This is a genomic window from Paenimyroides tangerinum (genome assembly GCF_003865405.1).
Taxonomy (GTDB): domain Bacteria; phylum Bacteroidota; class Bacteroidia; order Flavobacteriales; family Flavobacteriaceae; genus Flavobacterium; species Flavobacterium tangerinum.
This window is the reverse complement of record NZ_RQVQ01000016.1, coordinates 1-14,519: the sequence shown is the minus strand read 5'-3', so window position 1 is coordinate 14,519 and position 14,519 is coordinate 1. Positions and strand designations below refer to the sequence as shown.

17 protein-coding genes and 6 tRNA genes are annotated in these 14,519 nt (G+C 29.8%); 13 read left to right on the top strand and 10 right to left on the bottom strand.

Annotation, left to right across the window (positions count from 1 at the left end; all coding sequences use genetic code 11):
• Nucleotides 1-56: 56 nt before the first annotated feature.
• From EG240_RS08440 to EG240_RS08415, 6 genes are all read left to right on the top strand, one after another.
• A tRNA-Asn gene (locus EG240_RS08440) sits at nt 57-130 on the top strand.
• Nucleotides 131-192: 62 nt separating this feature from the next.
• A tRNA-Asn gene (locus EG240_RS08435) sits at nt 193-266 on the top strand.
• A gap of 60 nt (nt 267-326) precedes the next feature.
• Nucleotides 327-400, top strand: a tRNA-Asn gene (locus EG240_RS08430).
• Between the two features lie 60 nt (nt 401-460).
• A tRNA-Asn gene (locus tag EG240_RS08425) sits at nt 461-534 on the top strand.
• 60 nt (nt 535-594) lie between these two features.
• Nucleotides 595-668 (top strand) — tRNA-Asn (locus tag EG240_RS08420).
• Between the two features lie 39 nt (nt 669-707).
• Nucleotides 708-781: transfer RNA gene (locus EG240_RS08415), tRNA-Asn, on the top strand.
• Nucleotides 782-960: 179 nt separating this feature from the next.
• Here EG240_RS08415 and uraH read toward each other — a convergent pair.
• Complete coding sequence (gene uraH, locus EG240_RS08410; protein ID WP_125018954.1) at nt 961-1,371, bottom strand: hydroxyisourate hydrolase; 411 nt, start codon at nt 1,369-1,371, stop codon at nt 961-963.
• 437 nt (nt 1,372-1,808) lie between these two features.
• On the opposite strand from uraH, the gene EG240_RS08405 reads away from it, so the two are divergent.
• The 4 genes from EG240_RS08405 to EG240_RS08390 all read left to right on the top strand — a co-directional run bounded on the left by EG240_RS08405 (nt 1,809) and on the right by EG240_RS08390 (nt 5,702).
• Complete coding sequence (locus EG240_RS08405) at nt 1,809-2,258, top strand: hypothetical protein (protein ID WP_125018953.1); 450 nt, start codon at nt 1,809-1,811, stop codon at nt 2,256-2,258.
• A gap of 127 nt (nt 2,259-2,385) precedes the next feature.
• The gene (locus EG240_RS08400; protein ID WP_125018952.1) at nt 2,386-3,570 is read left to right on the top strand and encodes a hypothetical protein; all 1,185 of its coding nucleotides are present in this window, start codon (nt 2,386-2,388) and stop codon (nt 3,568-3,570) included.
• Nucleotides 3,571-3,984: 414 nt separating this feature from the next.
• On the top strand, nt 3,985-4,626 hold the full coding sequence (locus EG240_RS08395) for a HEAT repeat domain-containing protein (RefSeq protein ID WP_125018951.1): 642 nt from the start codon (nt 3,985-3,987) through the stop codon (nt 4,624-4,626).
• A gap of 164 nt (nt 4,627-4,790) precedes the next feature.
• The gene (locus EG240_RS08390; RefSeq protein WP_125018950.1) at nt 4,791-5,702 is read left to right on the top strand and encodes a PD-(D/E)XK nuclease family protein; all 912 of its coding nucleotides are present in this window, start codon (nt 4,791-4,793) and stop codon (nt 5,700-5,702) included.
• A 190-nt stretch (nt 5,703-5,892) separates the two neighbouring features.
• On the opposite strand, the gene EG240_RS08385 is transcribed toward EG240_RS08390, so the two are convergent.
• Both EG240_RS08385 and EG240_RS08380 read right to left on the bottom strand, forming a co-directional pair.
• Nucleotides 5,893-6,447: a pentapeptide repeat-containing protein gene (locus tag EG240_RS08385; protein ID WP_125018949.1), complete on the bottom strand. Its 555-nt coding sequence runs from the start codon at nt 6,445-6,447 to the stop codon at nt 5,893-5,895.
• Nucleotides 6,447-7,616 (bottom strand): class I SAM-dependent rRNA methyltransferase, encoded by a 1,170-nt coding sequence (locus EG240_RS08380; RefSeq protein WP_125018948.1) that lies wholly within the window; start codon nt 7,614-7,616, stop codon nt 6,447-6,449. The genes EG240_RS08385 and EG240_RS08380 overlap by 1 nt, the downstream gene beginning before the upstream one ends.
• A gap of 98 nt (nt 7,617-7,714) precedes the next feature.
• Here EG240_RS08380 and EG240_RS08375 point away from each other — a divergent pair, with 98 nt between their 5' ends.
• Nucleotides 7,715-8,203 (top strand): DUF6174 domain-containing protein, encoded by a 489-nt coding sequence (locus EG240_RS08375; protein WP_125018947.1) that lies wholly within the window; start codon nt 7,715-7,717, stop codon nt 8,201-8,203.
• 33 nt (nt 8,204-8,236) lie between these two features.
• Here the strand turns inward: EG240_RS08375 and EG240_RS08370 are convergent, their stop codons facing one another.
• The 4 genes from EG240_RS08370 to EG240_RS08355 all read right to left on the bottom strand — a co-directional run bounded on the left by EG240_RS08370 (nt 8,237) and on the right by EG240_RS08355 (nt 11,309).
• On the bottom strand, nt 8,237-8,515 hold the full coding sequence (locus EG240_RS08370; protein WP_125018946.1) for a GNAT family N-acetyltransferase: 279 nt from the start codon (nt 8,513-8,515) through the stop codon (nt 8,237-8,239).
• A gap of 31 nt (nt 8,516-8,546) precedes the next feature.
• Entirely contained in the window at nt 8,547-9,974 is a 1,428-nt protein-coding gene (locus EG240_RS08365) for an amino acid permease (protein WP_125018945.1), read from the bottom strand.
• An 84-nt stretch (nt 9,975-10,058) separates the two neighbouring features.
• Nucleotides 10,059-10,634 (bottom strand): hypothetical protein, encoded by a 576-nt coding sequence (locus EG240_RS08360; protein WP_125018944.1) that lies wholly within the window; start codon nt 10,632-10,634, stop codon nt 10,059-10,061.
• Nucleotides 10,635-10,715: 81 nt separating this feature from the next.
• A complete protein-coding gene (locus EG240_RS08355) occupies nt 10,716-11,309 on the bottom strand; it encodes an LURP-one-related/scramblase family protein (RefSeq protein ID WP_317127005.1) in 594 nt (197 codons plus the stop codon).
• 74 nt (nt 11,310-11,383) lie between these two features.
• On the opposite strand from EG240_RS08355, the gene EG240_RS08350 reads away from it, so the two are divergent.
• Both EG240_RS08350 and EG240_RS08345 read left to right on the top strand, forming a co-directional pair.
• Nucleotides 11,384-12,076, top strand: coding sequence for an HAD family hydrolase (locus EG240_RS08350; protein WP_125018942.1), 693 nt, complete (start codon nt 11,384-11,386; stop codon nt 12,074-12,076).
• Nucleotides 12,076-12,702, top strand: a complete 627-nt coding sequence (locus EG240_RS08345) for a chloramphenicol acetyltransferase (RefSeq protein ID WP_125018941.1) — start codon at nt 12,076-12,078, stop codon at nt 12,700-12,702. The genes EG240_RS08350 and EG240_RS08345 overlap by 1 nt, the downstream gene beginning before the upstream one ends.
• Before the next feature lie 21 nt (nt 12,703-12,723).
• On the opposite strand, the gene EG240_RS08340 is transcribed toward EG240_RS08345, so the two are convergent.
• From EG240_RS08340 to EG240_RS08330, 3 genes are all read right to left on the bottom strand, one after another.
• The gene (locus EG240_RS08340; RefSeq protein WP_125018940.1) at nt 12,724-13,392 is read right to left on the bottom strand and encodes an SIMPL domain-containing protein; all 669 of its coding nucleotides are present in this window, start codon (nt 13,390-13,392) and stop codon (nt 12,724-12,726) included.
• 58 nt (nt 13,393-13,450) lie between these two features.
• On the bottom strand, nt 13,451-13,948 hold the full coding sequence (locus tag EG240_RS08335; RefSeq protein WP_125018939.1) for a GRAM domain-containing protein: 498 nt from the start codon (nt 13,946-13,948) through the stop codon (nt 13,451-13,453).
• Between the two features lie 78 nt (nt 13,949-14,026).
• Nucleotides 14,027-14,464 (bottom strand): GNAT family N-acetyltransferase, encoded by a 438-nt coding sequence (locus tag EG240_RS08330; RefSeq protein WP_125018938.1) that lies wholly within the window; start codon nt 14,462-14,464, stop codon nt 14,027-14,029.
• Nucleotides 14,465-14,519 lie beyond the last annotated feature (55 nt).

The window sequence follows — 14,519 nt, the reverse complement described above, 5'->3', positions numbered from 1 at the left end:
CTTTGCAGAAATGAAAAATCGTTCTATATTTGCATCGCAATAAAGGTAACACACCTTCCTCCTTAGCTCAGTTGGTTAGAGCATCTGACTGTTAATCAGAGGGTCCTTGGTTCGAGCCCAAGAGGGGGAGCAAAATGCCTAAAGCACGTTCTTATTTATTGCACATAAAAAAGAAACTGAAAAGTTACAGTTTCCTCCTTAGCTCAGTTGGTTAGAGCATCTGACTGTTAATCAGAGGGTCCTTGGTTCGAGCCCAAGAGGGGGAGCAAATTACGCAAGTAATGATCTTTTATTTATTGTTTTTAGAAACTTAAAAATTTAAAGTTTCCTCCTTAGCTCAGTTGGTTAGAGCATCTGACTGTTAATCAGAGGGTCCTTGGTTCGAGCCCAAGAGGGGGAGCAAATTACGCAAGTAATGATCTTTTATTTATTGTTTTTAGAAACTTAAAAATTTAAAGTTTCCTCCTTAGCTCAGTTGGTTAGAGCATCTGACTGTTAATCAGAGGGTCCTTGGTTCGAGCCCAAGAGGGGGAGCAAATTACGCAAGTAATGATCTTTTATTTATTGTTTTTAGAAACTTAAAAATTTAAAGTTTCCTCCTTAGCTCAGTTGGTTAGAGCATCTGACTGTTAATCAGAGGGTCCTTGGTTCGAGCCCAAGAGGGGGAGCAAATTACGCAAGTAATCAAAATTTTTAAATTCTAAGTTTCCTCCTTAGCTCAGTTGGTTAGAGCATCTGACTGTTAATCAGAGGGTCCTTGGTTCGAGCCCAAGAGGGGGAGCAAAAACACGAAAGCCTTACAGAAATGTAAGGCTTTTTTTGTTTATAGAAATAACCATTTTCCGATTCAAACAGAAAGGACAAAGGCAAGAAATTTTTTGCCTAATAGAAAAAACATATAAATAGCCTTACAGAAATCTAAGGCTATTTAATATATGTTTTTTGATTCTTTAAGCTAATTTAACTTCCTCTATAAGTTGAATATCCAAAAGGTGACAATGTGATGGGAACATGGAAATGTTCTTCACTTTCAATTTCAAAAACAACCTCTATAAAGGGATAAAATGTTTTTAAACCTTGTTGTTCGAAATACGGATTTGTATAAAAAGTTAACTTATAAATTCCGTTGTTATTTTTATTATTTTCTTTTTCCAAAAAATCAGAAATTCTGCCTTGAAGATCTGTTGTTTTTTGATCTATTTCTACCCATTGTGAATCTTGTTTTTGTTTGGATAAAGTAACTTTTACTCCTGCCGCTGGTAATCCATTTGTAATGTCTAAAATGTGGCTAGATAATTGAAATTTTTTTTGTTGTGACCATCCTAAACCTGTTAGAAATACACATAAAAGAATTAATAGGTTTCTTTTCATTTTTGTTATTTTTAATGTTAGTACTAAGTTATATTTTTTCAAAAAAACTAATCAGCATTCGAACTTGCTAAATACAGTGTCAAATAACTGGATTAAAAGTTATTACATTTGTCTTTTGTTAAACAATTATCTATTTTTTTTCTTACATTTATTCTCATATAAATTTGTTTTGGTAAACCTTGGTTCATAATTGATATTTTTCATTTCTCCATCAATACCCGAATCGTTATTTGTAACATTAATAGAAAGAAAAAATAAAATTTTTAATTATGTTGATAAAATATAAACCGTTCAAATTTTATTTTCAGTTGCTTTTTAAATGTATATTTTCAGTTATAATTATTTCTTCATGTGAGAATCTTAAAACTGAAAAAATGGTAAAGTTTACTGAAAATTCTCCGTATGAAATATTTTTTAACCAACTAAAAATAAGTCAATTGACAGATACTATTCTTGTTCAAAATAAGACAAAAATTTTTGGCTGTGGTACTGGATATGTTATGTATCATGAAGATTTAAAAGAAAGCGGACTTTCTAAATTTTATGAAAAGTACGGAACCGTTTTAGATAATCAAGAGCTTTTGAAGGTATTTGAAAAGAATAATAATTTAAAGATTTTATGGATTGAAAGAGGAAATGAAGGAGAACTTTTTCAATTAGAAGATAGTGTTTTACATAATAATAAAAAACTTGAAATACGTTTAATGTCTGAGAAAGCGTTTCTTGTTTTTGATGAAACACCTAAATCTTTGGATAGTTTAAACATAACTGTAACGATTGAATTTAGTAATACGAATAAAATATTGCTAAAATCATTTGATCTATCACAAAATAAATATTGGAAAATAGATAAACAAACGGAACAAGAGTTCAAAAAAGATTTATAAAAACTGCTGAATGGTTTGATGAAATTCTCACATTTCGTCTAACTACGACTAATGGGCTATCAGGAAAATTAAAATTGTAATCATTTTTTATATGTTTAACAGCTTCAATTTAACGCAAAAGATCATAATGTTATTTTTTGGTTTATGTCTTATTCTCAATATTTATTATGAGTACGACATAAATGACCAAAAAGTAATCGTAAATCCTACGCCATGGAAAAGTTTTCCTAATGAGCAAGATAATCAATGGGCAAACGCAGTTTTTTTTGAGTTAAGAACTTATATGACTGAGGTAAAGCCTTTTCATAAAAATAATTTTTTTGGATTAACCTATGACGTATTTTGTGAAGTCAGATATAAAGCGGAATATCATAATCAACTTAGCGATAAAATTGATTTATATTACACACAACAATCTCTTTTAGAAGCGCAATCTATCCAAAACGCAAAGCATATTAAATCGGATTATGAGAATATTTCTTTTTCAGAAAACGCTTTTGGAGAAAATTTACACTTTTATAACTCGAAAAACGATGATGAATATTATAAATCTAATTCAGGCCTAAATATCCAATTTCATACATCATACTTCACACCTAAATACATTAAATTCAATATCGATAATAATATTGCAGTTTGGGTAAAAACTAATCCATTGTTGGTTTTTAATAGTGACATAGTTTCAATAAGCTTATTCGGATTAGGTTTTGTATTATTGCTTGCATTGGCTGTTTCTGGAGGATTTGAGTCATTTTTATTTTTAATTGTTCTTTTGTTTTACTTTTCTTTTAGCGATTACTTTATATGGTTTTATTTCTTTTTTCTTTTTAGTTTGAGCATTTTCTTTAAGATTAAAATGAGAACTGTTACTGTAAAATGGTTAGATTTACCTTTTGTATATTGGAAAATTCTACTTTTAGTTTTTGTAAGTCTAGTTCTATATATTCATAGATGGGAAAATCCGTTTAGTTGGAGCGAGTTGTTTTTTGAATCGCTTGTGACTCTTATCTATCTATTTTTGATTTGGCTTATGTTTTATGTAAGTTCAACAAGTATTTATTCTCTTTATATTTATATTTTCTGTAAAGAGAAGGATATTGAACAGCTCAAATTTATAAATTTTACGTCCAATATGGATTCAGGAAATACAGGTAAAAGAATTCCTTATTTTAGTGCAACAATTGAATTAAAAGGTAAAACGATACAGAATGTTTTGATGAATTTTACTTTATATTCCAAGGTTAAAAATAATAAGGTTATTAACCTCACTAAATACAAGACAGACAATAAAGGAAACTACATATTTTATTAGCATTGCCGAAATTTCAACTAAGTATTTCCAAATGCGGACTAAATGCTAAATTTAAAGTTTGTGATTCTAAAATTTGTCTGAACGAATAGTATTGGTTTTTATTAAATGAAAAACGTTTTGTTTAACTTATTTCAAAAATGATGGAGAAAACCCGCAAAATTGGTTTACAGAATTTGATATTTTTCCTATTGACGGAATTGAATTTAACGATCCTAATATTCGTTAAAATTGGTAAAATCTTCTAAAGACAACGTTCCAATTTATACTTTCAGAATTAACAAATAGAAAAGGAACAGATTTCATTATCATTGTTTTTATTTATGAAGATTAAAAAACATTGTTAAGTTAGTTTTTATTATCCTGATAAGTCCATTAAGCTTCTATGTGCTAGTATTAATTTTAAACCGACCATTTATGACAAACCAATTATTCATCGAAATCAATAAATTTGACAATTGGGCTCAATCTCAGTTTGACTTACCACAAGATGACATTGGTGGCGAATGGGAATGTAACTATGAAAAATGGGATGATATTTATAAACCGTTTGAGAATTTTATTGCGACCATTGATCCAAAACAGTTGACAAATAAACAAAAAAACAGACTTCTTTATATCATCGCAAGGGATAATGAAAGTCAGTATTTGTCAAGTATTTTAGATGACCATTTTTTGACCATTCTAACAGAACAATCGATCTCAACTGGACATAAAGACGACAAATGGCAATTAGCTGTCCAACTTTATAAGCTTACTGATAAACGCAAGGCTTTAAAACTTTTGGAAATTCTAGTAAACGACGAAAACGAATATGTTAATAGACGGGCGTTAATGGAATTAGCGAAGTTGAAATCCGAAAAAGTTGAATTTTACGCAGAAAAATTTTGGTTTAAGAACAAGTACGGACAAATGGAAGAGTATCAAAAAATTGCTGTTCTTTATTCATTAAAAACTATTAACTCAAAACTTTTGGATCGTTATATTAAATTAGCAAAACAAAGTGAATACCCATATTTGGAAGAAAATGCCATAAAAATTGCAACCAATAAAATCTAATACCGACACAAAAGTTTACCTAATGATAAGCAAAGTCAAATTATTAAGTTGGTTTTCTTTCTTTTGAAAGTGGTATTTATTTTAAAAAAATATGTTACTTAGTTTTTACTTTTTTATTCACGAATTGGATAAAATATTTTCTACTAATTGGTAATTTTAATAAAATGAAACAAAATATAATACCAGTCGAATCAATAAAAGAAAGAGATATTGATATAATTCTACTTGAAGAATTATCAACTGATATATCATTTTGCAAGTGGTTTACTAGCCAACTTTTATTACCAAGACTAACTTTAATTGATATTGCTTTAAGAAGTATTTCTGATTTTGGTCTTGGTGAAACAGACCTATTTTTTTCATACTTTTCTGGAGATCATAAAATTTTTATTCTTATTGAAAATAAATTAGATGCGAACTTCCAAAAAGAACAATTTAATAGATATCAAAGTAGGGCTCAACAATATATAAACAATAATGTATGTGATGATGCATATTGTGTCTTAATTGCTCCTAAGGATTATTGTAAAAATCAGAATGAGTTTGAAAAATATTTAACTTATGAAGATATTGCAATAAAATTAGAAAAAAAAGGTACTAAACGAAGCTTATTTAAAAGTAAACTATTTCAAATTGGAGTTGAGAAATTAAGAAGAGGTTATCAACCAATAAATTCAATTCCTGTTCAAAATTTTTGGCTTTTATATTGGGGTTTTAAAGAAAAATTTTATCCAAATTTTTATATGAAAAAACCTACAATCGTTCCTCATAATAGTGATTGGCCGATGTTATTTGATGGTGAATTGCCGAAAATAGTTTTCTACCACAAACTTGCTCAAGGAAATGTAGATGCAACTTTTAATGAGTTTGATAAAGAAGCAGAATTTAATATTAAAAATATATTACCTGAATGGATTAAATTTCAGAAACATAATAAAGCATTCTCTTTGCGTATTTTCGTTGAGAAAACAGATAGATTTTCAAGTTTTAACTCACAATTGAACTCTGTGAAAAACGGTTTAGATGAAATGTATAAGTTAAGAAATTGGATTTTAGTAAATAAAAAGTTCTTTTAGAATATGCAAATAAAGGATTTTGGGACATGAAATACCCCGATCACAAACTACCAAAATTCAGATATAACCTGATTATAAATCAGATTTTAATGTTTTTTTTCTTCTTTTGTTTTTTTTCTTTTGTTATAAAAAATGTATACAATAATTTTAAAAAAAAATCCAGAAGAAAACCTCTGGATTCATTTTATATCTATTTGATAACTATATTATATTTTTCTAACAAGCCAAAAACTCCTGGAACAGAAAATTTAGCTTTTTTGATGTTGTTATTTTCTGGATCGATGTTGTAATCTTTAGCTGAATTGAAATTTGCTTTTTCTAGATTGGTTTGCTGAAAAATAGCTCTTCTTAAATCGGATTCTGAAAAATCAGCCTCAACTAAATGCGCTTGTGCAAAATCAGTTTCAACCAAACTACAATTTTTAAATATTGCTTTTCGAATTTTCATTTTGTAAAACGAAGCCAAATTCAAATAACAACTTTCAAATTCCACTTGAAATAAAAACGGACTACAAGTATCAAACCGAATTCCTAATAGCTTACAATCAAAAAACTTAACATGTTTAAAAGCCGTATTTCCAACTTCAACCATATCTAAATTGCAGTTGTTGAAAACGCAATCAATAAAACTAAATCCGTTTAAATTTTGCTTGGTAAAATCTACCGATTCAAAAGTACACGATTCATATTCTGCAAGGGTTAAACTTTCAATTCGTTCAAATTTTTGATTATATATATTTTCCATTAATCTTCGATATATAAAACCAAACCTTTAAGGTACGAACCTTCTGGATGGAACATATTTACCGGATGATCTGGTCCTTGAGATAATTTATGTAACACACGAACTTTTCTTCCTGATTCAATTGCTGCAGCTGCAACGGTGTTGTAAAACAATACATCATCGATAACTTGCGAACAAGAGAACGTAAATAAAATTCCATTTGGTGCTAAAGCTTTCATTCCGGCAATATTTAAACGTTTGTACGCTTGCGTTGCCGTGTGTTTACTCTTAATGCTTTTAGCGAAAGCTGGTGGATCTAGTACAATTAAATCGTATTGGTGTTTGTTTTCTTTAAGAAAATCAAAAACATCAGATGCAACCGCTTGGTGATTTGAACCAGGGAAATTTAATTCCATATTATCAGCAGCTAAGTCAACCGCTTTCTGAGAAATATCAACAGATGTTACCAATTCAGCTCCTGCGCTCATTGCGTAAATAGAGAAACCTCCAGTATAACAGAATGTATTTAAAACGCGTTTTCCTTGAGAATAATGTTTTAGAAGTTTTCTGTTTTCACGTTGGTCTAAGAAAAAGCCTGTTTTTTGACCTTCAACCCAATTTACGTTAAATAAAATATTGTTTTCTTTTGCAACTGTTTTTTCATTAGTTCCAAAAAGAAAGAAATCGGTTCCAGTTTTAGGAAGTGTTTGAGCACTTTTGCAATAAATGGTTTCACAATATTCAGGAAAAGCTTCTTGAATGGCTTTAGCGATATTTTTTAATTGGAAATAAATTCCTGTAGAATGCGCTTGAACTACAAAATTGTTGTTGTAAAAATCGATAATCAATCCCGGAATATCGTCACCTTCACCATGAATTAAACGAAAAGCATTCGTTTCTTCTATAGAAAAAAGTTGCGTACGCAATTTCCAAGCAGCTTCTAGGCGTTGTTTCCAATAATCATCAGAAAAGGTTTCATTTCCGAAAGTCAAAATACGAACAGCAATACTTCCTTTATCGCTGAAATAACCTGTTCCTAGTAGTTTGTCATCTATGTCAACTACTTGAACCATTTGCCCGTCTGTTAACTCTTCACTAATACTTTGAACAGCTCCGCTAAAAACCCACGGATGTTTTCGTTGAATTGAACGTTCTTTTCCTTTCTTTAATCTAACTATTGCGTATTCCATTTAATTAATTTTTTGCAAAAGTAAGAAAGGATTGTAGAAATTAAATCAATCGATTGCAAAAAAAATCATATTTTTACTTAACAACTAAATCAATAATTATGAAAAATGTATTACAAAAAATTATCTTTTGTTTAGCTTTATCTTTTACTTTTGGATGTAGTAGCGATGACAATACAACTAAGAAAAATGAATTGATTTTTGAATTTGATAAAGATAAATTTGAAATGAATCGCAAAGCTTGGTTATCAAATGATTTCCAAAATTATAATTATTTCGAATATCACATGTCATCTTCTACTGGACCGTTAGAATATCAAATCGAAGTTCGTGATGGAATAGCGAAAAATATAACTGAACCTAATGTAAAGGCTAAATCAATTTCTCAGATATATGAAGATATTCAAAGTACGGTAAATTTTTATACAAGTCCTGATTATAAGCCATCGGGTAAAGAACATTATTCTTTATTTGTTCTTTATGACGCCGAATTTCATTATCCAACGTATTATTCATTGACGCTTTATGATGCTCCTCCTGGAGGCGGTGGCTTTTCAAAAGAGTTTTCTGAATTTGAACTAATAGAATAAAAAAACGTTCGATTGATTTCGAACGTTTTAGTTTTATAATACATCTTGAATGCTTGAATCTTTATCGAACGCTGCTTTGGCAAACGGACATAACGGTAAGATTTTTATCTGATTTTCACGAGCGAAATCAACTGCTGCTAAAACCATTTTTTTTCCAACTCCTTGTCCACCAAAAGCTGAATCAACTTCGGTATGGTCAATAATTATTAATTTTTCACCAGCTTTCGAATAGGTCATTTCACCCGCTTTTTTTCCTTCAGATTGTGCAATAAAAGCACCTTTGTTCTCAAATTCTTTATGTATAATTTCCATATTTTTAGTTTTTATCTTCTAAAGATACGAATTATTTCGAAGATTTATTTTGTTCAACAATTTTATAAGTCACAAATAAAATAGCTAACCAAATTGGAATCAAAATAACTGAAACTTTCATTCCTGTGATATACATAATTACTAAAATTGCTAATAAGAAAGCAATGCAAATGTAGTTTGAAATAGGAAATAAGAATGATGGAAATTTTGTTTTAATAGATTCTTTGTTTTTAGCATTTCTGAATTTTATATGCGTTAATGAAATCATTACCCAGTTGATAATCAAACAAGAAACAACCAACGACATTAATATTTTAAATGCGTGTTCTGGCACAAATTTATTAATGATGATACATAATCCAGCGAAACAACTCGAAACGATAATTGCACGAGTTGGAGAAGCACTTTTGTTTAAATGTTTTAAAAATTTTGGAGCATTACCTTGTTCTGCTAATCCGTACAACATACGACTATTGCTATAAACAGATGAATTGTAAACCGATAAAGCAGCGGTTAACACAATTAAATTTAAGGCATTTGCAATTAGATTTGTTCCTGAGATTTCATTTCCAAAAAGATTAAATTGTAAACCTTTTAAGTTATCAAATACGGTCACAAACGGACTTGTTTCTGTGGTAATATTTGCCCAAGGAGTAAGTGAAAACAAAATAATTAAAGCTCCAACATAGAAAATCAGAATTCTATAAATAACTTGATTTGTAGCTTTTGGGATGTTTTTTTCTGGATTCTCAGCTTCAGCCGCAGTGATTCCAATCAATTCTAAACCACCAAAAGAAAACATAATAATTGCCATTACAGAAAGTAATCCTTGATAGCCATCCGCTGTTTTTTCAAACCAACCTTTAGGGAAAAAACCGCCATTGTTAGTCAAGTTAGAAAGCGTTGCTTGTTCACCGCCTGTTCCAGAAATTAATAAGTAACTCCCGAAAATAATCATTGCAACAATAGCTACAACTTTAATGATTGAAAACCAAAATTCAGCTTCCCCAAACATTTTTACAGAGCCTAAATTCAATGCTGTAATCGCGACGAAGAAGAACGAACTTGAAGCCCATAATGGAACTTCAGGCCACCAATATTGAACATAAATTCCAATAGCTGTAAGTTCGGACATGGAAACAAGAATATATAGAATCCAATAATTCCAACCCGAAGCATAACCTGCAAATGTTCCCCAATATTTATAAGCGAAATGTGAAAAACTTCCAGAAACTGGTTCTTCTACAACCATTTCTCCAAGTTGACGCATAATAAAAAAAGCAATAATTCCAGCTAATGCATATCCTAAAATAACTGACGGACCAGCTAAAACGGCTGCAGGTCCAATTCCTAAGAAAAGACCAGTACCGATGGCGCCTCCTAAAGCAATTAATTGAATATGTCGGTTTGAAAGTCCACGTTTTAATTCGTTACTTTCTTGATTTTTTAAATCTTTCAAAATTTAGTTTTATTTGTTCGTTTGGTATTTGCGAAAATAAAGGTTTATTTTAAAAAATCAATAAAAAAGAGAAGCTTTACTTGTTTAATATTTTAAAATAAATATCCATTTTGAATTATCAGTAAATCCGCCATCCAAGTTTTGCTTAAAATAATAAACCTTAGAGGTCGTGTTTTGAAGTCCCCATCTGACGGTTTCTAAATTTTGAATTGCAGACCATTTTGTTTCTACTTCTGTTAAATCAGATGGGCCGTTTGTTAATTCAATTGAGGTTGTTGGTAATGAAACATAATCGTTTGTTAAAACAGGCGGAAAATGTGATGAGTCGTATATTGGATTTGGAATTATGATAGTTCCATTGCCATTGAAAATTTGTGTAGCATAATAAATCAATTGGTTTCCTTCAACAAAATTCACTTTTATAAAACCAGCATCTTGAGCAGGCAAATTTTCTACAGTTAAATTGAACGTATTGTATTGTTCATTGTAGTTGTAAATGTTTCCTCCTTCAAACATATTTGTAGCGTCGTCAACAATTAACACAACAATTTTATCCGTTTGTTCAACAGGTTCAACAAAGTCATCTTCTTCTCCACAACCACACATCCAAGCGCAAAGAGGTAAGAAAACCATTAAAATAATACTTTTAAAACTCATCATAGTTAATTGATTTTGTATTGGTTAAATCAAATATAAATAAAAAGTGCTAAAAATAAATTTAGCACTTAGTTAATTTTTAAACTATCCTTTTCTACGTTCTAAAAGAACCATCATTTTTAAACTCAAAACCAAAAGTTCTTCTGGAATTTCCGTCGTTCCTGCTTTTGTAACTTCGAATTTTCTTCCAAAAAAAGAAGGTTTTTTGTGTAATGTCATTAATACCTTTCCATTCAAATCTTTTAAATCGTATTTTGGATTTAAAAAATAACCTGTAAACATCCCGACAATTGGAATTTCTCCAATCATACTATCCCATACTTTAACCCAAGCATTTCGTTCTCGAATTTCGTATTTATGTTGGTCTTTATCATCGAAAATATCATACTTAGTTTTCCACATCGAAACCCAACCTTTTCGGGCAACTTTCCCTAAATGCTTTCCGGATTTGTCAGTAAAATTGTAGGCAGTATTAAAATCAATCCATTTGTTTGCATTGATTTTATAGATTAATTCAGATTTGTTCTGATTGTTGAAAACCTCAATTTCTTCAACGAATTTAAACATCTTTTGGCGAACATATGAAATTGTTCGGTTTGAAGCATCAGTCACTTCAAAATCATTTGATAGCGTGGTAACCTTGAAATTAAAATTCAAAGGAAATTGTAATTGATTCATAAGCATTGGTTTAGAAGTTTAAATATAATATTTTTTTTGATTCGAATGTAGTTTATCTTTGTGAAAATTTTTTTATGAAAGATTATATAAAAGTAATTGGTTTCGATGCCGATGATACCTTGTTTATAAACGAACCTTATTTCGATGAAGCTGAAGAAAAGTTTTGTGCTTTGTTTGAAGATTTCCTTTCAAAACAAAGTATTTCGCAAACGCTTTTTCAAACGCAAATCAATAATTTACCTTTTTATGGATACGGAATCAAAGGTTATATTTTGTCGATGATTGAAGCGGCAAATAAGATTTCTGACGGAAAGGTTTCGATAAAAGTAACCGAAAAAATTCTCGAAATTGGAAAAGAATTACTTCAGAAACCCATTGTTCTTTTAGACGGAATTGAAGATACGTTGAAACAATTACACGGAAAATATAAATTGATTGTGGTTACAAAAGGCGATTTAAAAGACCAACATCGAAAAGTAAGTTTGTCGGGTTTGGGACCGTATTTTCACCATATTGAAGTTTTAAGTGAAAAAGATGAAATCGATTATGAAAAGCTTTTGAAGCGTTTGGATATCGATGCTTCTGATTTTTTGATGATTGGTAATTCATTAAAGTCTGATGTGCTTCCGGTGTTAAATATTGGCGGAACAGCGATTCATATTCCGTTTCATACCACTTGGGCACACGAACGTATTGACCATGAAATCGTTCATGATAAATTTTATACAGCGATAACAAACGCTGAAATTTTACCTTTACTTTTATAATGAAACAAATAATTGACCTAGAAAACTGGAATAGAAAAGAACATTTTGAGTTTTTTTCTGCGATGGAAGAACCTTTTTATGGCGTGGTTACCGAAGTTGATGTAACCATTGCTTATAAGGAAGCCAAGCGTAAAAACATTCCGTTTTTTAATTATTACTTGCATAAAGTTTTGTTTGCGATTAACGAAACCGAAAATTTTAGATTGCGAATTGAAGACAAGCAAATTGTTTTACACGATGTAATCGATGCATCGGCAACTGTAATGCGCGCCGATAAAACCTTTGGATTTTCGTTTATGAAATACATCGCAGATGAAAATGAATTCTCTGACTATGCAATTAAGGAAATTGAGCGCGTACAAAACACAACAGGTTTACTTTTGAATAGTAATTGGAAAGAAAACATCATTCATTTTTCGGCGGTTCCGTTTGTGAATTTTACCGGATTAACACACGCAAGAAGTTTTACTTGGCCAGATAGTTGTCCGAAAATTTCTGTAGGAAAAGTTTTTGAGCGCGATGGTAGAAAAATTTTCAATATCGCCGTTTATGTCCATCACGGTTTGGTTGATGGTTATCATATTGGTTTGTTTTTAGAAAACTTACAAAATAGTTTAGATAAATAAAGTTGAAGTTAATTTTCAGTTTTATTTAATCTCAAACTTTGCTTTGATACTAAATTTTACAAGAATTGGCTTTAAACCAATATCATTTTTTTGTTCAAATTCACTTGTTAAAACAGCATTAGGCCTTCCTATGATGCTATTTCCTTCAGAAACTTCGATTACTTCTAAAGCATTTCCAACTTTTTGATTGATGCTTTCTAATAAATAAGTCGCTTTGTTTTTTGCTGCTTGTAAGGCTAGAATTTTCACTTCTTTTCGATACAATTCAATATCAGAATGAGACATTTCTTCAATGTAAAATGATTTGATTTTAGCATCATCAAAAGCGTCTAACGCACGATTAATTTCTTCGATTGTATTAAGTTTTAAGGTGAAATTCTTTTGAGTTACCAATTCATTAGTTTTTTTTCGAACGCGTAATTGATAAGCATTTGCGTTGTCGAATGTTAATTTATTTAACGAAATCGATTGCTTTTTTAACTCATTAAGCAAAAGTGTTTCTTGTTGTTCAATGGTAATTTTGTTTCTACCTTCAGCTTGTTCTTTTAGTGTAATTGCAATTAAAATTTCATTCGGGATGATTTCCTTTTCAGCAGTTCCAACTATTTCAATAAATGGAGAAGTTTCCAAGTTCTGCGCTTGAATGATTGTTGTAAAAAACAAGATGATAATTAAATATTTTTTTTTCATTGGAGAATATTTTTAGTGAATCGTAAATATATAAAAATAAAAAAGCTGAAGATTATCTTCAACTTTTAATTGCTTGTTTGGTTTCGAATTGACCATAAAGTTGTTTGTTGTTTTCAAACGCATTCACATAAAAAACTTCATTTTTAGTTGTGTTGATTTTAATGCGTTCGCTTTTCAAAAACTTTTGAGGTAACAATAACAATTCTTTAATGTCATTAAACTGAAAATCGTAATTGCATTGTTGATTTCCTTTTAATTTGTCAACAAAACAGATGCGTTTGTTTGTAACATACAAATTACCATAAATCCAATGGAACTTGGTTTGCTTGATTGAAACATAGAAAACAGATTGAATTTCTTCGCCTTGTTTCAAATCGAGATTTAAATCTTTAATTGGTTTGTTACTTTTACTCATTAATAAACTTGTCAAAAGACCCGCTAACAACGCCCATAAAAAATTCGAAATCGAATAATCTAAAGTAAAATCATTTAAGAAAAATTTAATTAAGAAAAAAAGTAAAAATCCGACAATAAAATAAGTGTAGTTTATTTTCATACGCAAAGAATAAATAGTTAGTTTAAGTAAAAATACATTTTTTTAACAACGAACCAAATGTTTTTTGTAATATTTTAATTAAATTATATAAGTAAATCTAGTGTTGTTGTTTATGAATTGATTGTCAATACATTTAAAATCTAATTTTTCACAAATTGCAATCGAAGCTTTGTTACGTTGATTGATATTTGCAATAATGGACTCAACCTCAAATTCTGATTTAATTATTAAAATTGCTTTTTTAATCAATTCTTTTGCGTAACCTGAACCCCAATATTTTGAATTTAAAATATATCCTATTTCTACTTTTTTATTTGTGTTAAAACTATCAAAAACAGAAAATTCACCAATGATATCAGATGTTTCTTTTAAAATAATTGCATGAATTGTAAATAAATCGCAAGTTGAAAATTTCACAATCTTCTCTAACAGTTGTGTTTCTGACCAATCATAATTTCCGTTTCCAACGAATCTCATAACTTCTTCTTGATTGTAAAAATCTAGAAATCTGGATATGCAAACAAAAAGTTCAGTATAAGTTAAGCTACATTTTTGTAAACATTATTTAAGT